Raw genomic sequence first — 15,275 nt, forward strand, 5'->3', positions numbered from 1 at the left:
CGAGCGGGCGGATGGCCCTGCTCAGTAACCCTGCTCAGTAGCGCGGCAGGGGCGTCTTCGGCGCGACGTAGGAGGAGCCGGACTTGCCGAGCGTGCCCTCGTACGCCTTCTTGTAGTCGCCGTTCTTGATGTGCTTCTCGAGCGAGTCGGAGATCGCGTCGCGGAGCGCCTTGTCGCTCTTGTCCATGCCGACGCCGTACGGCTCCTCGGTGAACGGCTTGCCGACCACGTGCAGCTTGCTCGGGCGCTGGGCGGCGTAGCCCTTGAGGATGGCGTCATCGGTGGTGACCGCGTCGACCTGGCCGTCGAGCAGCTGCTTGACGCAGAGCGAGTACTTGCTCAGCTCGGTGGTCTTGGCGCCGTACTTCGGCTTCTTGATCTCCTGGAGCGGGGTGGAGCCGACGATCGAGCAGACCTTCTTGCCCTTGATGCTGTCCGGGCCGGTGATCTTGCCCTTGTCCTCCTCGCGGACCAGGAGGTCGGCGCCGGCGGTGAGGTACGGGCCCGCGAAGCCGACCTGCTTCTTGCGCTCGTCGTTGATGGTGTACGTGCCGACGTAGTAGTCGACCTGGCCCTTGGAGATCGAGGTCTCGCGGACGTTGGAGTCCACCGTCTTGAAGCTGATCTTGTCCGCGGAGAAGCCGAGGTCGGCGGCGACCATCTTGGCGATCTCGATGTCGAAGCCGGAGCGCTTGCCCTCGGTGTCCTGGAACCCGAGGAAGGGCTGGTCGGCCTTGGCGCCGATGACGATCTTGCCGCGCTTCTGCGCCGCTTTCAGGGTCGGCGAGTCGATCTTCACATCCTTCGCGACCGTGTAGTCGCCGCTGAAGACCTCGCCGCCCTTCGGCTTGTCCCCGGCGTTGCCCTTCTCGCCGCCACAGGCGGTCGCCGTCGCGGCCAGCGCGAGAACCACCGTGGCCGCCGCGGCCGTCTTACGAATCCTCATGGTGCCCATCCCTCTGTGTTCAGTACGTGGTTCACGTACGCAGTGGCGAACGTGGAGCGTCTGCCGGGCCGAATGCGGGCCCGGCGGGCTCGGCGGGCTCAGTGGTGAAGGATCTTCGACAGGAAGTCCTTGGCCCGGTCGCTGCGGGGGTTGTTGAAGAACTGCTCCGGCTCGGCCTCTTCGACGATCCGGCCGTCGGCCATGAAGACCACCCGGTTCGCCGCGGAGCGGGCGAAGCCCATCTCATGTGTGACGACGACCATCGTCATGCCGTCCCGGGCGAGCTGCTGCATGACCTCCAGCACCTCGTTGATCATTTCCGGGTCCAGCGCCGAGGTCGGCTCGTCGAAGAGCATCACCTTCGGGTCCATGGCCAGGGCGCGGGCGATCGCCACGCGCTGTTGCTGGCCACCGGACAGCTGGGCGGGGTACTTGTCCGCCTGGGCGCCGACGCCGACCCGGTCGAGCAGCGTGCGGGCCTTCTCCTCGGCAGCCTTCTTGTCCGCCTTACGGACCTTGATCTGGCCCAGCATCACGTTCTCGAGCACCGTCTTGTGCGCGAAGAGGTTGAAGGACTGGAAGACCATGCCGACGTCGGCACGCAGCCGGGCGAGCTCCCTGCCCTCCTGGGGCAGCGGCTTGCCGTCGATCGTGATGGAGCCGGAGTCGATCGTCTCCAGCCGGTTGACCGTGCGGCACAGCGTCGACTTCCCGGACCCGGACGGTCCGATGACGACGACCACTTCGCCGCGGCTGATGGTCAGGTCGATGTCCTGGAGCACATGCAGCGCGCCGAAGTGCTTGTTGACTCCTGACAGCGCAACCAACGCGTTCGCCACCGGTGCGGCGTCCTTGGTCACCGATACTTCGCTCATCGGCGTCTCGCTCCGTCCTCCTCGGTTGGGAGGACACTAATGAGCGCCCGCGACCAGCGTCATTACATCTGAGCTGAAATTGAGGATAACGATATGGCCGCGATGCGACACTCTGCGTGAACGGGACGACGCGCGCAGTACCGGCTGCGTAACGGAAACCAGTGTGTGACCCAATGCGTCTTGACGGCTGCCCGTCGATCGGGGTGGATGCCCTGTGGCCATGTTCGTGGCCGCATTCGAAGACATGGTGACGGAGACGCGTACGGGGCGCGTCTCCGCTGATACGGAAAGGTGGCGGAGGGGCCGGTGAGACTGCTGCTCGTCGAGGACGACAACCATGTCGCCGCGGCCCTGTCCGCCATCCTCTCCAAGCACGGTTTCGAGGTCACCCACGCCCGCAGCGGCGAGGAGGCGCTGCAGGCGCTGCTGCCGGACACCGGCGCCCCCTTCGGCGTCGTCCTCCTGGACCTCGGCCTGCCCGACCAGGACGGTTTCGAGGTGTGCGGCAAGATCCGCAAGCGCACCGCCACCCCCGTGATCATGGTGACGGCACGCGCCGATGTGCGCTCCCGCATACACGGACTCAACCTCGGCGCCGACGACTACGTGGTCAAGCCGTACGACACCATGGAACTGCTCGCCCGGATCCACGCCGTCAGCCGCCGCACCGCCGCCCACGACCCGGGCCATGGCACCGAGGAGAGCCCGGACGGCTCCCATCCGCCGCTGCGGCTCGGCCCGGTGACCATCGAGCTGCCCACCCGCCAGGTCTCCGTCAACGGGACGACCGTTTCGCTCACCCGCAAGGAGTTCGATCTGCTCGCCCTGCTCGCCCAGCGCCCCGGTGTCGTCTTCCGCCGGGAGCAGATCATCAGCGAGGTCTGGCGCACCAGTTGGGAAGGGACGGGGCGCACCCTGGAGGTCCACATCGCCTCCCTGCGCTCCAAGCTGCGGATGCCCGCCCTGATCGAGACGGTGCGCGGGGTGGGCTATCGCCTCGTCGCCCCGGCCGGCTGAGCGGCCGGGGCTCCCTCGGTGCGCACTCGGCTCCTCCCCCTCCTCATCGTCCTCATGGCGGGCGTGCTGCTCGCGCTCGGCTTCCCGCTCGCCGGGAGCCTGGCCGCCCGGGAGCAGCAGCGCGTGGTCGTCGACCGGATCGACGACACCGCGCGCTTCGCCGCGCTCGCCCAGTTCGTCACCGCCGGGCCCACGGGGGCGGTCGGCGCGGAGGGGAACGAGCGGCTGAACACTCTGCGCGCCGAGCTGAAGCGCTACCACGACCTGTACGGCATCCGGGCCGGGGTCTTCTACCGGGACCGGGACGCGCCGCCCATGGCCGAGGCGCCCGGTGGCTGGCGGCTGCCGGACACGGGTGAGAGCGCCCAGGCGTTCGACGAGGCCCTCGCCGGGCGCCGCAGCCACGATCCGCCCCAGGTGTGGCCCTGGCAGCGGGGCAGGCTCACCGTGGCGTCCCCTGTCGTCCGCGACGGCGATGTGGTGGCCGTCGTCGTCACCGACTCGCCCACCGGCCAGATGCGGTCGCGGACCCTGCACGGCTGGCTGGTCATCGGCGCGGGCGAATGCGCCGCGATGCTGCTGGCCGTCGGCGCCGCATTCCGGCTCACCGGATGGGTGCTGCGGCCCGTACGCGTCCTGGACACCGCGACCCATGACATCGCGACCGGGCGGATGCAGTCACGCGTCGCGGCCGCCTCCGGGCCGCCGGAGCTGCGGCGGCTGGCCCGCTCGTTCAATGAGATGGCCGACAACGTCGAGCAAGTCCTCGAACAGCAGCGGGCGTTCGTCGCCGACGCCTCCCACCAGTTGCGCAATCCGCTCTCCGCGCTGTTGCTGCGCATCGAGCTGCTGGCGCTGGAGCTGCCGGACGGCCATGAGGAGATCGCCTCGGTGCGCGCGGAGGGCAAGCGCCTGGCCAGCGTCCTGGACGATCTGCTCGACCTCGCCCTGGCCGAGCACTCCGCCGCGGATCTGCGGCTCACCGATATCGCGGAGCTGGCCACCGACCGGGTGGACGCCTGGCTTCCGGTGGCCGAGCGGGAGGAAGTCGGGCTCGCCTACACCGGCCCCGCGGCCATCACCGGCTGGGCCGACCCGGTGGCCCTGTCCAGCGCGCTGGACGCCGTCGTCGACAACGCCCTGAAGTTCACGCCCGAGGGGGCGCATGTGGAGGTCTCGGCGCGTACGGAGGGCGACACCGTGGCGATCGTCGTCGCCGACGGCGGCCCCGGCCTCACGGAGGACGAACTCGCCCGCATCGGCGACCGCTTCTGGCGCAGCAGCCGCCACCAGAACGTCTCGGGCTCGGGTCTGGGCCTGTCCATCACTCGCGCGCTGCTCGCGGCGGGCGGGGGCACGATCGACTACGCGCCCAACGAGCCGTGTGGTCTGCGCGTGACCATTACGGTGCCGCGGTCGGGGCCCGGTGAGGCCGTGACGACCGTAAGGACGTGACGCGGACCGCGAGGACTGTGAGGCGGGCTGTGTCCGTGAGGCGGGCTGTGAGGTCCGTGACGCGGGCTGTGAGTCCGTGACGCGGACCGTAAGGACGTGACGCCGGCCGTAAGGCCCGCTCGCCGTTCAGTCCCGCGGCTTGCGCCAGACGATGCTGTAGCGCCACAGGACGTGGCGGCGGTACCGCGAGCCGGGCAGGAGGTCGGCGGCCAGCGCCCGCATCTCCGGGTAGGTCACCGGCGGCGGCCATACGACGGGCGACGGGTGCTGCCAATGCCCTTTCCTGGCGCGGTGGACCTTACCGACGGCCACGGCGGCGAGGACGTGCGGCAGGTCCCTGGGCATGGTGTTCCGGGCGAGGCCGACGACAACCAGGACCCCGCCGGGCCGCAGCAGCTCGCGCATGCGGACCAGCCCGGTGGCGGCGTCCATGTGGTGCAGGGTGGCCACCGACGCGATGACGTCGAACGAGGCGGGCTCGAAGGGATGGCTCAGGAAATCGCCGAGGACGTAGTCGACGTCGTCCCCGTACGCACGTCCCTGATCGATGCCGGCCGCGTCGCGGTCGATCCCGGTGACGTGCGGCACGGTCCGCCGGAGCGCGCGGGCGAGCATGCCCTCGCCGCAGCCGACGTCGAGGGCGCGCTGGGCGCCATCGGGGACCGCGTGAAGGATGCGGGGGTGGTAGTGGATGTTGTGGTTCCACCGACTGCCGTTCTTCACTGTCATGTGAAGATCCTGCCGGACCAGGTCCCGGCCGTCGGCCGTATCGAGGCGGCAGCGGTGCCGGGCTACGGCTTGACCGAGCGGTAATAGCGCGCCGCGCCCTTGTGGAGGGCGAGGGGATCGGTGAAGACGGCGGTTCGCAGGTCCACCTTCTGGGCGGCGTGCACCTTCGCCCCGATGCGGTCCCGGTTCTCTATCACCGTGCGCGTGACGCCCTCCGCCAGACCGGGTGCCACCCGGTCCGTGGTGACCAGGAGGTTCGGTACGGCGATCGTCTTGACCGGCTCCGGTCTGCGTATCTCCTCGTATGCGTCGGCGGGCACGGTGGCCGCCCGGTAGTAGCGCGTCACCCCGCCCTGCCGGTGCAGTGGGCCGGTGAGGTCGCCGAGCTGGACGAGCCGGATCGGGTAGGCGTGGGCCAGGGTGCGCACCGCGGTGGTCGGCAGCCCGCCCGACCAGAAGAACGCGTCGAGCTTGCCCTGCCGCAGCAGCCTCGGCATGGCGTCGATGCCGACCCGCTTGGCCCGGATGTCCCGGTCGAAGTCGAGCCCGGCGGCCTTGATCAGCGCCCGGGTGATCAGCTGCACGCCGGAGCCGTCGCCGCCCACGCCCACCCGCAGATGCTTCAGATCGCGGGCCGACCGTACGGACGAGCCCCTCGGCACGACCAGCTGCATGTAGTCGTCGTACAGCCGGGCGCAGGCCCGCAGCCGCCCCGCTCCCTCGCCCTGGTAGGCGGCGACGGCGTCGGTGGCGGCGATGGCGAAGGTGGCCCTGCCCCGGGCCAGCCGCTCGACGTTGTCCGGGGACCCCCTGGACCGCTCCAGCCGCACATCGACATCGGGGAGGTCCCGGGCGAGATCCTGTTCGAGCATCCGGCCGTAGGTGTCGTAGACCCCGGTGGAGACCCCCGTCGCGAACGTCACCCGGCCGCTGGGCGAGGGGCCGCCGCCCGACGCCAGCAGCCACCACAGCAGCAGCCCGAGGGCGACGAGGCCCGCGGCGGCGGACTGCAGGGCACGGCGCCGGTCCAGGCGCGGAAGGGTGAGGGCCATGGCGAGGATCCTGCCAGGCCCGCTGACGGGAGGGGAGGGGCGAGCGGTTACGGGAGGGCGGGAGCGAGCCGCTACGGGAGGGCAGGAGCGAGCCGCTGCGCGAGGGGAGGGGCGAGCCGCCGCACGAGGGGAGGGGCGAGCCTCGGAACCCGTCGTGCGGGCGGCCACCCGCTCATCTGCCGGAGCGCAGGGCTCTCGACAGGCCGAGGGCCGCGGTCCGGACCGCCGGTGCCAGCTGCGCCGGCCGGAAGCGGCCGCGGGGTACGGCCACCGACAGCGCCGCCACCGAGGTCGGCCCGTCGAAGACGGGAGCCGCGATGCAGCTGACCCCCGGAGCCGCCTCTTCTTCCTCGTAGGCCAGACCCGCGACCTGGGCCTGCTCGACGGCCGTGCGCAGCCGGTCCGGATCGGTGATCGAGTGGGGGGTGAGGGCTGGCAGAGGCGCAGCCAGGATCTCCTCGACCAGCTCCGAGCCCGAGAACGCCAGAAGTGCCTTGCCGACGCCGGTGCAGGTCAGCGGCAGTCGGCCGCCGATGCGGGACGGCAGCCGAAGGGCGTCGTGGCCGTGGATACGCTCGACGTAGACCACCTCGTGGCCTTCGCGCACCCCGAGGTGCACGGTTTCGTGCGTGGCCTCGAAGAGGTCCTGCAGGAACGGCAGCGCGGCCTCCCGCAGATCGCGTCGGCGCGGGACGAGTGAGCCCAGTTCGAAGAGGGCGCCCCCGAGCCGGTAGCTCTCGGCGTCGCGTTCGAGCAGGCCGAGACGGACCAGATCGGCGCAGAGCCGGAACACGGTGGTCTTGGCCAGCCCGGTACGCACGGACAGTTCTGTGAGACGGAACGCGCCGCCATCGGGACGGAAGCAGTCGAGGACGGCCATCGCCTTGTCGAGCATGTTGCCCTGTGCGCTGTTCCGTGTCATGGAACACAGTGTGCCGGTGCCCGGCCGTCGGCCCATACCCGAGGGACGGGCCGGTGGCCCGGCCGGTGGCCCGGTCCACCGCCCGGCAGAGGGGCTTCTGTGAGCGCCTACCCTTGTTGGGTGACCATCAGCAGCGACCGGAGCCCGGCAGTGGACGTTCAAGCACCCAAGAGCTACGAGATCCGCACCTACGGGTGCCAGATGAATGTCCATGACTCCGAGCGGCTCTCGGGCCTCCTGGAAGAGGCGGGCTATGTCCGCGCGCCCGACGGCACCGGCGAGGGCGAGGCCGACATCGTCGTCTTCAACACCTGCGCGGTGCGGGAGAACGCCGACAACCGGCTGTACGGCAACCTCGGCCGACTCGCACCGATCAAGGCGCGGCGGCCTGGCATGCAGATCGCCGTCGGCGGCTGTCTGGCCCAGAAGGACCGCGACACCATCGTCAACAAGGCCCCCTGGGTCGACGTGGTCTTCGGCACCCACAACATCGGCAGCCTGCCGGTGCTGCTGGAGCGCGCCCGCGTCCAGGAGGAGGCCCAGGTCGAGATCGCCGAGTCCCTGGAGGCCTTCCCCTCCACCCTGCCGACGCGGCGCGAGTCCGCGTACGCCGCGTGGGTCTCCATCTCCGTGGGCTGCAACAACACCTGCACCTTCTGTATCGTCCCGGCGCTGCGCGGCAAGGAGAAGGACCGCCGCCCCGGCGACATCCTCGCCGAGGTGGAGACCCTGGTCGCCGAGGGCGTCACCGAGATCACCCTGCTCGGCCAGAACGTGAACGCGTACGGCTCCGACATCGGCGACCGCGAGGCGTTCAGCAAGCTGCTGCGCGCCTGCGGGAAGGTCGAGGGACTGGAGCGGGTCCGGTTCACCTCGCCGCATCCGCGCGACTTCACCGACGACGTCATCGCCGCCATGGCGGAGACGGAGAACGTGATGCCGCAGCTGCACATGCCGCTGCAGTCCGGCTCGGACACCGTGCTCAAGGCGATGCGCCGCTCGTACCGGCAGGAGCGCTACCTGGGCATCATCGAGAAGGTGCGCGCCGCGATGCCGGACGCCGCCATCTCGACCGACATCATCGTCGGCTTCCCCGGTGAGACGGAGGAGGACTTCGAGCAGACGCTGCACGTGGTGCGCGAGGCGCGCTTCGCCCAGGCGTTCACCTTCCAGTACTCCAAGCGGCCCGGGACGCCCGCCGCCGAGATGGACGGCCAGGTGCCCAAGGCGGTCGTCCAGGAGCGCTACGAGCGGCTGGTCGCCCTCCAGGAGGAGATCTCCTGGGAGGAGAACAAGAAGCAGGTCGGGCGCACGCTGGAGGTGCTGGTCGCGGAGGGCGAGGGCCGTAAGGACGACGCCACGCGGCGGCTGTCCGGCCGTGCCCCCGACAACCGTCTGGTGCACTTCGCGCGGCCCCAGGAGCCGGTTCGCCCCGGTGATGTCGTCACCGTCGACATCACCTACGCGGCCCCCCACCATCTGCTGGCCGAGGGCCCGGCCCGGGGCGTGCGGCGCACTCGCGCCGGGGACGCCTGGGAGCGGCGGAACGCGCCCGGGGAGAAGAAACCCGCGGGTGTGATGCTGGGCCTGCCGACGGTGGGCGCCCCGCCGCCGCAGCCGGCCGCGCCCACCGCGGGCTGCGGCTGCGACTGAGCGCACGGCTAGGCTGACGATCATGCTGATCGCCGCCGCCGTCTGCCCGTGTCCGCCGCTGCTGGTGCCCGAGGTCGCCGCCGGAGCCGCCCCCGAGCTGGACGGGCTGCGCGCGGAGTGCTTCGAGGTCATCCACGCCCTCGCGGCGGCGCGTCCGGAGTGTCTGATCGTGGTGGGACCCGCCGATCGCGCCGGGCGCGGGCCGCATGCGCAGGGCGCGGCCGGATCGTTCCGCGGCTTCGGCGTGGAAGTGGATGTGCGGCTCGCCGCGCCGGTGCCGGAGCGGCGAGCCGCACCCGTGACGGAGGACGGGGCGTCCGGCGGCAAGGACGCCCCGGACGGCGGATCCTCGCGCTCGCTGCCGACGTCGCTGGCGGTCGGCGCCTGGCTGCTGGAGCGCGCGGGGTGGGACCCGGCGGTGCCCGTCGAGGGGCTGGGTGTGGGGGAACCTCTCGCGGCCGAGCGGTGTATTGAAGTCGGAAGGGAGCTCGCCGGGCGGGCGGAGCGGGTCGTGCTGCTGGTGATGGGCGACGGCACCGCATGCCGCACGCTGAAGGCGCCGGGCTATCTCGACGAGCGGGCGGCCGCGTTCGACGCCGAGGTGGCGCGGGCGCTGGCGGCCGCCGACACCGGGGCGCTGGCCGCGCTCGACGAGGAGTTGGCGTACGAGCTCAAGGCGGCAGGTCGCGCGCCGCTGCAGGTGCTCGCGGGGGCGGGCGAGGGGGCGCGCCTGAAGGGGGAGTTGCGGTATGACGAAGCGCCGTACGGCGTGGGGTATTTCGTGGCGAGCTGGTCGTCCTAACCCGCTCGCGGCCGTGGAGCCTGCGCTCCACGGCCGCGTACCGGCGGGGCCGGCCGGTCCGGGCCCGGCATCGCCCGCCCCCGTCTTCTGTGCCTTGTTTGCTTGGCCGGTCTTATGCGTCGCCCTTGTGCTTGGGCTTGCGCTCGTCCATCTGGGAGAGGCGGTTGAGAGCGTCCTTCGCCTTGCCCGTGCCAGTCTCGATCTTGGCGCTGTACTTGCCCTTGGTCCTGGTGTCGACCGACTTGGCCGCCTTCTCCAGGCCCCGCCCGATCCTGGCCTCGTGCTGCTGCGCGAAGCTGCCGGCCCTGCCCTTCATCTGACCGGCCTTGGCCTTGAGATTGTCCATCAGGCCCATGTGCCACCTACCCTCGTCGGTTGCCTATGCGCGGGCGCTCTCACCGGTCTCGCTGTCGGCCGCGTCGGCCGCGGACTGCTGTTTGGGGATCCCGGCGCCTTCACCCGCCGGATTCTCCTTCCCGCTCCGCGCGGCTTCAGCCCCATCCGCGGTCCCGGACTCGGTCTCCGCCGTCATGACGTCGGCCGTGGCCTGGGAGTCCCGCACGGACGGTGCCTCCCCGGACGAACGGCTCGCCTCCTTCGACGCACGACGAAACCTGGAAAACACGCCCATATCTACTCCATACCTTACTCGTGTGGGCGAAACTCGCGTGGGCGGAATCCCGTGCCGCCCGGAGTGCCCTCTTGTGCGGTGCGCGGCGACTGTGCGGCGCGCTGCGGCCGATTCCTCCGAACCGGCCCTCGGAACCTCGCAACAGGCAACGAACCCGGCGGTGCCCCGTTACGTCGCTCATTCGAGGAGCCCCGGGGCATTTGCGAGACTGGCCCGGTGAATACTGCAGGCCATCCGCCGCGAGTCATCGCCGTCGTCGGCCCCACAGCGGCCGGAAAGTCCGATCTGGGCGTCGCGCTCGCCAGACACCTCGACGGCGAGGTCGTCAACGCCGACTCCATGCAGCTGTACCGGGGCATGGACATCGGCACCGCCAAGCTGACGGAGGACGAGCGGCAGGGGGTGCCGCACCAGCTGCTGGACATCTGGGACGTCACCCAGACCGCGAGCGTCGCCGAGTACCAGCGGCTGGCCCGCGCCGAGATGGACCGCCTGCTCGCCGAGGGCCGTACCCCCGTCCTGGTCGGCGGTTCCGGCCTGTACATCCGAGGGGCCATCGACGCCCTCGAGTTCCCGGGCACCGACCCCACCGTCCGGGCCCGGCTCGAGGCCGAGCTGGAGGAGCGGGGCTCCGGGGTCCTGCACGCCAGGCTCGCCGACGCCGACCCCGAGGCGGCGCGCGCGATCCTGCCCAGCAACGGCCGCAGGGTGGTCCGGGCGCTGGAGGTCATCGAGATCACCGGCCGCCCGTTCACCGCCAATCTGCCCGGACACGAGGCGGTCTACGACACGCTCCAGATCGGCGTCGACGTCGAGCGGCCCGAGCTGGATGAGCGGATCGCCCTGCGGGTGGACCGGATGTGGGACGCCGGGCTGGTCGCGGAGGTCCGCCGGCTGGAGGACGCCGGGCTGCGCTCCGGCCGTACCGCCTCCCGCGCGCTGGGCTATCAGCAAGTGCTCGCCGCGCTCGCGGGAGAGTGTGCCGAGGAGGAGGCGAGGGCCGAAACCGTGCGCGCCACCAAGCGGTTCGCACGCCGTCAGGACTCCTGGTTCCGCCGCGATCCCAGGGTCCACTGGCTCAGCGGAGCGGCCGACCACAGAGGGGAACTCCTGGCGAGTGCGCTCGCGTTGGTTGAACGGGCGGTCACAGCCTGATCACGTCATGGCATCGGGAAGCTCAGCTCGTCATTCGGGCCCCGGCGGGCATGCCATCATCAAGCTCCGATCGTGCCGTGGTGTCTGGAGTTGGGAGGGTGTGTGGCGATGGAGGCCGGCCCTCGCGACGCATCGCAGCAATCGCCGCACGGAGACGCGCGGCCGCTGACCCCGGACGGCCCCGATGAGGCCGGAGGGCTCCACGAACCCGGCGCACCGGTCCTCGAGGACGGTTCCGAGGGCGAGGCCGGCGCGGGCTCGGTCTCCGGGGAGTCCTTCCGGGAGCTGCGCCCGCCGCGTCGGCTGCGGATCTGGCAGATCGCGCCGATCGTCGCCCTGGCCATCCTCGGCTCGCTGATGTTCGCCTTCCCGCTCGCCTTCGAGTTCGGCGACGGAGGGGCGGTCGTGGCCATGCTCGGCCTGCTGCTGAGCTGCTGTGCGGCGGGCTGGGGCCTGATGGCCGCCCGCCGGGTGGGCTACACCTGGCCGGGTCTGCCCCCCAGAGGCTCCGGGCGCCGCCCGGACTGGCGCTTCGTCGTGCTCTATGTGGTGATCGTGGCGCTGCTGGCCGCCCTCACCTTCTGGCGGGTGGCCCGTCTCCGCTAGGCCCTCCGTCCAGTGGGTCCCCCGGGCGGGCCGGGCACCGGGGGACGGCGCGCGCGGTGCCCCGTAGGATCGAGGAATGAGCACCGCACCACGGCTGGCCTTCCTGAAGGGGCACGGCACCGAGAACGACTTCGTCATCGTCCCCGACCCGGACGGTCGTCTGGAGCTGTCCGCGGCCACCGTCGCCCGGATCTGCGACCGGCGCGCCGGTATCGGCGGCGACGGCCTGATCCGCGTCGTGCGGTCCTCGGCACACCCCGAGGCGCGGGGCATGGCCGACCAGGCCGAATGGTTCATGGACTACCGCAACAGCGACGGCAGCATCGCCGAGATGTGCGGCAACGGAGTCCGCGTCTTCGCCCGGTACCTTCAGCGCGCCGGGCTGGTCGAGGCGGGTGATCTCGCGATCGCCACCCGGGCCGGGGTGCGCCGGGCCCACATCGCCAAGGACGCCGGTGACGCCGCCCGGCCGGGTGAGGCCACGGCCGGGACCGATGGCCCGATCACCGTGGTGATGGGCGGGGCCGCGTTGCCCGAGCCCGGCCCCGAAGGGGAGATCACGGTCACGGTCGGTGACCACAGCTGGCCCGCGCGCAACGTGAACATGGGCAATCCGCACGCGGTCGCCTTCGTCGACGACCTGGCCCAGGCCGGTGATCTGTTCACGGCCCCCGCCGTGCGCCCCGCCGCCGTGTACCCGCACGGCACCAACGTCGAATTCGTCGTCGACCGCGGCCCGCGCCATGTCGCGATGCGCGTGCATGAGCGCGGCTCCGGAGAGACCCGGTCCTGCGGCACCGGCGCCTGCGCCGTGATGGTGGCCGCCGCACGCCGTGACGGGGCCGATCCGGCCGTCACCGGGCACCCCGTCACGTACACCGTGGACGTTCCCGGAGGGCGGCTTGTCATCAGCGAACGGCCGGACGGTACGGTGGAGATGACCGGCCCTGCCGTGATCGTGGCCGAGGGGGAGATAGATCCCTCTTGGCTGGGCACGGACCTCGGCTGACACTTCCCTCGAATGGGTGATCCGTTTCACTCTGGGCGAGAGCCGGTCGGCCGTGCGTGATGGGCTCGATAGCATCAAGCACCGGCCCCGGGGGAGTACCCACGCCGGTTGACGCTCGACGCCGCCGGAGGTGCCCATGAGCGCAGAGGCCACCGACCAGGCCCCGTTCGGCCGCAGGCGCGGCCTCCCCCGCATCGACCTGCGCAATCTCCGCAGGTTCAGTCGGGCCGCCCTGCTGGGGTCCGCCTCCCGCGGCCGGCTGCCTGACGCGATCGAGCATGTGGCCAAGGTCCACCGCGCGTACCACCCCGGAGCCGATCTGGATGTGCTCCGCAAGGCGTATGTCCTGGCCGAGTCCTCCCACCGCGGTCAGATGCGCAAGAGCGGTGAGCCGTACATCACCCATCCGCTGGCCGTCACTCTGATCCTCGCCGAACTGGGTGCCGAGACCACGACGTTGACCGCCTCGCTGCTCCACGACACGGTCGAGGACACCGATGTGACCCTCGATCAGGTGGGGGAGCAGTTCGGCGAGGAGGTCCGCTTTCTCGTCGACGGCGTCACCAAGTTGGAGAAGGTCGACTACGGCGCGGCGGCCGAGCCCGAGACCTTCCGCAAGATGCTCGTCGCCACCGGCAACGACGTCCGGGTGATGTCGATCAAACTCGCCGACCGGCTGCACAACATGCGCACCCTCGGCGTGATGCGCCCCGAGAAGCAGGCGCGCATCGCCAAGGTCACCCGCGATGTGCTGATCCCGCTCGCCGAGCGGCTCGGGGTGCAGGCGCTCAAGACCGAGCTGGAGGACCTGGTCTTCGCCATCCTCCACCCCGAGGAGTACGCGCGGACCCGCGAGCTCCTCCAGGCCCACGCCGGCCGCCCCGACCCGCTGGCCCAGGCCGCCGAGGACGTACGGGGCGTGCTGCACGAGGCGGGCATCACCGCCGAAGTCCTGGTCCGGCCGCGGCACTTCGTCTCCGTCCACCGGGTCGGGCTCAAGCGCGGCGAGCTGACCGGCACCGACCTCGGCCGCCTTCTCGTCCTGGTCTCCGACGACGCGGACTGCTACGCGGTCCTCGGCGAACTGCACACCTGCTTCACGCCGGTGATCTCGGAGTTCAAGGACTTCATCGCGGTGCCCAAGTTCAACCTCTACCAGTCGCTGCACACGGCCGTGGCCGGGCGCGACGGCGAGGTCACCGAAGTCCTCATCCGCACCAGCCAGATGCACCGGGTCGCGGAGGCCGGCGTGATCGCTCTCGGCAATCCGTACGCCCCGACGGAGGGCGCCGACGCCCCCGAGGGCGAGCGGGCCGACCCCACCCGGCCCGGCTGGCTGTCCCGGCTGCTCGACTGGCAGAGCGCCACCCCCGACCCCGATATCTTCTGGACCTCGCTCCGCGACGACCTCGCCCAGGACCGGGAGATCACCGTCTTCCGCTCCGACGGCGGGACGCTCGGCCTGCCCGCGGGCGCGAGCTGCGTGGACGCCGCGTACGCCCTGTACGGCGACGACGCGCACTCCTGTATCGGCGCCCGGGTCAACGGCAGGATCGCGACCCTGAGCACGGTGCTGCGCGACGGTGACACCCTGCAGCTGCTGATGGCGAGCGACACCCGGGACACCGCCTCCCACGGTCCCTCGCCGGAGTGGCTCGACCACGCCCGCACTCCGGCCGCCCGCATCGCCATCAACCGTTGGCTGGCCGCCCATCCGGCGTCGCAGCACGAGCCCCGGGAGGCCGCCGAGGAGCCGGAGTCCGCCGCCGAGCCCACCGGCCAGGACGGACAGGACGGCCAGGACCCGCAGGGCGGTCAGGACCCGCAGGGCGGTCAGGACCCGCAGGCCACGCGGGACCCGCAGACTTCGCAGGGCGGCCAGACCATCGCCCCCGCGTCGCCCGGTGCGGGCCGCCCCGAGGCGGGCATCGTCGTCGACCTGCCCGGCGCGACCGTACGGCTCGCCCGTTGCTGCACCCCCGTGCCGCCCGACGCGATCACCGGCTTCGCGGTCCGCGGAGGGGCCGTCACCGTGCACCGCGAGCGGTGCCCCGGAGTGGCGCGGATGACCTCGGCCGGGCGCACGGCCGTCGGGGTGCGCTGGGCGGACGAGGACGACGGGGACGGGGGCGGGGACTATCGCGTGACCCTCTTCGCGGAGGCGTTCAGCAGGCCGCATCTGCTCGCGGATCTCACCGAGGCCATCGCGGCCGAGGGCGCGGAGGTGGTGGCGGCCGCCGTCGAACCGCCGCGTGAGCAGCGGGTCCGGCACACCTACACGCTCCAGCTGCCCGACGCGGGCAGGCTGCCGACGCTGATGCGGGCCATGCGGAACGTCCCCGGGGTCTACGACGTGACGCGCGAGGGCCGCAGCATGGCCGCGGCGCACTGACGGACGGGCGCGCTCCTGAGCGGCACGCTCC

15 protein-coding genes are annotated in these 15,275 nt (G+C 71.6%); 8 read left to right on the forward strand and 7 right to left on the reverse strand.

Annotation, left to right across the window (positions count from 1 at the left end; translation table 11 throughout):
- Positions 1 to 34 precede the first annotated feature (34 nt).
- Positions 35 to 946, reverse strand: a complete 912-nt coding sequence (locus tag J2Z30_RS19310) for a glutamate ABC transporter substrate-binding protein (RefSeq protein WP_044581310.1) — start codon at positions 944 to 946, stop codon at positions 35 to 37.
- Between the two features lie 98 nt (positions 947 to 1,044).
- Positions 1,045 to 1,821: an amino acid ABC transporter ATP-binding protein gene (locus J2Z30_RS19315; protein WP_044569395.1), complete on the reverse strand. Its 777-nt coding sequence runs from the start codon at positions 1,819 to 1,821 to the stop codon at positions 1,045 to 1,047.
- Positions 1,822 to 2,127: 306 nt separating this feature from the next.
- Here J2Z30_RS19315 and J2Z30_RS19320 point away from each other — a divergent pair, with 306 nt between their 5' ends.
- Entirely contained in the window at positions 2,128 to 2,838 is a 711-nt protein-coding gene (locus J2Z30_RS19320; RefSeq protein ID WP_044581309.1) for a response regulator transcription factor, read from the forward strand.
- 18 nt (positions 2,839 to 2,856) lie between these two features.
- Entirely contained in the window at positions 2,857 to 4,293 is a 1,437-nt protein-coding gene (locus J2Z30_RS19325; RefSeq protein WP_044569392.1) for a sensor histidine kinase, read from the forward strand.
- A 126-nt stretch (positions 4,294 to 4,419) separates the two neighbouring features.
- On the opposite strand, the gene J2Z30_RS19330 is transcribed toward J2Z30_RS19325, so the two are convergent.
- The 3 genes from J2Z30_RS19330 to J2Z30_RS19340 all read right to left on the reverse strand — a co-directional run bounded on the left by J2Z30_RS19330 (position 4,420) and on the right by J2Z30_RS19340 (position 6,969).
- Complete coding sequence (locus J2Z30_RS19330) at positions 4,420 to 5,022, reverse strand: class I SAM-dependent methyltransferase (protein ID WP_044569391.1); 603 nt, start codon at positions 5,020 to 5,022, stop codon at positions 4,420 to 4,422.
- A gap of 62 nt (positions 5,023 to 5,084) precedes the next feature.
- A complete protein-coding gene (locus J2Z30_RS19335) occupies positions 5,085 to 6,074 on the reverse strand; it encodes a TAXI family TRAP transporter solute-binding subunit (protein WP_044569390.1) in 990 nt (329 codons plus the stop codon).
- 172 nt (positions 6,075 to 6,246) lie between these two features.
- Complete coding sequence (locus J2Z30_RS19340; protein WP_044569389.1) at positions 6,247 to 6,969, reverse strand: IclR family transcriptional regulator; 723 nt, start codon at positions 6,967 to 6,969, stop codon at positions 6,247 to 6,249.
- Between the two features lie 147 nt (positions 6,970 to 7,116).
- Between J2Z30_RS19340 and miaB the strand changes: the two genes are divergently transcribed.
- Complete coding sequence (gene miaB / locus J2Z30_RS19345; RefSeq protein ID WP_078956596.1) at positions 7,117 to 8,649, forward strand: tRNA (N6-isopentenyl adenosine(37)-C2)-methylthiotransferase MiaB; 1,533 nt, start codon at positions 7,117 to 7,119, stop codon at positions 8,647 to 8,649.
- 22 nt (positions 8,650 to 8,671) lie between these two features.
- Positions 8,672 to 9,451, forward strand: coding sequence for a class III extradiol dioxygenase subunit B-like domain-containing protein (locus J2Z30_RS19350; RefSeq protein WP_044569388.1), 780 nt, complete (start codon positions 8,672 to 8,674; stop codon positions 9,449 to 9,451).
- 112 nt (positions 9,452 to 9,563) lie between these two features.
- Here the strand turns inward: J2Z30_RS19350 and J2Z30_RS19355 are convergent, their stop codons facing one another.
- The gene (locus J2Z30_RS19355) at positions 9,564 to 9,806 is read right to left on the reverse strand and encodes an antitoxin (RefSeq protein WP_044569386.1); all 243 of its coding nucleotides are present in this window, start codon (positions 9,804 to 9,806) and stop codon (positions 9,564 to 9,566) included.
- A gap of 24 nt (positions 9,807 to 9,830) precedes the next feature.
- Positions 9,831 to 10,013, reverse strand: coding sequence for a hypothetical protein (locus J2Z30_RS49715; RefSeq protein WP_052701326.1), 183 nt, complete (start codon positions 10,011 to 10,013; stop codon positions 9,831 to 9,833).
- A 285-nt stretch (positions 10,014 to 10,298) separates the two neighbouring features.
- Between J2Z30_RS49715 and miaA the strand changes: the two genes are divergently transcribed.
- The 4 genes from miaA (at position 10,299) to J2Z30_RS19380 (ending at position 15,244) form a co-directional block, all read left to right on the forward strand.
- Positions 10,299 to 11,237, forward strand: a complete 939-nt coding sequence (miaA, locus tag J2Z30_RS19365; RefSeq protein ID WP_044569381.1) for a tRNA (adenosine(37)-N6)-dimethylallyltransferase MiaA — start codon at positions 10,299 to 10,301, stop codon at positions 11,235 to 11,237.
- A 108-nt stretch (positions 11,238 to 11,345) separates the two neighbouring features.
- Positions 11,346 to 11,843, forward strand: coding sequence for a hypothetical protein (locus J2Z30_RS19370; RefSeq protein WP_044569379.1), 498 nt, complete (start codon positions 11,346 to 11,348; stop codon positions 11,841 to 11,843).
- A 76-nt stretch (positions 11,844 to 11,919) separates the two neighbouring features.
- Positions 11,920 to 12,852 carry a diaminopimelate epimerase gene (gene dapF, locus J2Z30_RS19375; protein WP_044569377.1) on the forward strand — a complete coding sequence of 311 codons (933 nt, stop codon included), beginning with the start codon at positions 11,920 to 11,922 and terminating at the stop codon, positions 12,850 to 12,852.
- 136 nt (positions 12,853 to 12,988) lie between these two features.
- Positions 12,989 to 15,244 carry a RelA/SpoT family protein gene (locus tag J2Z30_RS19380; RefSeq protein WP_044569376.1) on the forward strand — a complete coding sequence of 752 codons (2,256 nt, stop codon included), beginning with the start codon at positions 12,989 to 12,991 and terminating at the stop codon, positions 15,242 to 15,244.
- The last annotated feature ends 31 nt before the right edge of the window (positions 15,245 to 15,275 follow it).

Origin of the sequence: Streptomyces iranensis, from assembly GCF_017874715.1 — a bacterium.
Lineage (GTDB): Bacteria > Actinomycetota > Actinomycetes > Streptomycetales > Streptomycetaceae > Streptomyces > Streptomyces iranensis.

Bases quoted from the DNA above. Each gene is read 5' to 3' on its own strand.
- J2Z30_RS19355 (WP_044569386.1), bottom strand. From the start codon at position 9,806: ATGGGCCTGATGGACAATCTCAAGGCCAAGGCCGGTCAGATGAAGGGC.
- J2Z30_RS19315 (WP_044569395.1), bottom strand. From the start codon at position 1,821: ATGAGCGAAGTATCGGTGACCAAGGACGCCGCACCGGTGGCGAACGCG.
- J2Z30_RS19350 (WP_044569388.1), top strand. From the start codon at position 8,672: ATGCTGATCGCCGCCGCCGTCTGCCCGTGTCCGCCGCTGCTGGTGCCC.
- J2Z30_RS19330 (WP_044569391.1), bottom strand. From the start codon at position 5,022: ATGACAGTGAAGAACGGCAGTCGGTGGAACCACAACATCCACTACCAC.
- dapF (WP_044569377.1), top strand. From the start codon at position 11,920: ATGAGCACCGCACCACGGCTGGCCTTCCTGAAGGGGCACGGCACCGAG.
- J2Z30_RS19310 (WP_044581310.1), bottom strand. From the start codon at position 946: ATGAGGATTCGTAAGACGGCCGCGGCGGCCACGGTGGTTCTCGCGCTG.
- J2Z30_RS19380 (WP_044569376.1), top strand. From the start codon at position 12,989: ATGAGCGCAGAGGCCACCGACCAGGCCCCGTTCGGCCGCAGGCGCGGC.
- J2Z30_RS19340 (WP_044569389.1), bottom strand. From the start codon at position 6,969: ATGCTCGACAAGGCGATGGCCGTCCTCGACTGCTTCCGTCCCGATGGC.
- J2Z30_RS19335 (WP_044569390.1), bottom strand. From the start codon at position 6,074: ATGGCCCTCACCCTTCCGCGCCTGGACCGGCGCCGTGCCCTGCAGTCC.
- J2Z30_RS19370 (WP_044569379.1), top strand. From the start codon at position 11,346: ATGGAGGCCGGCCCTCGCGACGCATCGCAGCAATCGCCGCACGGAGAC.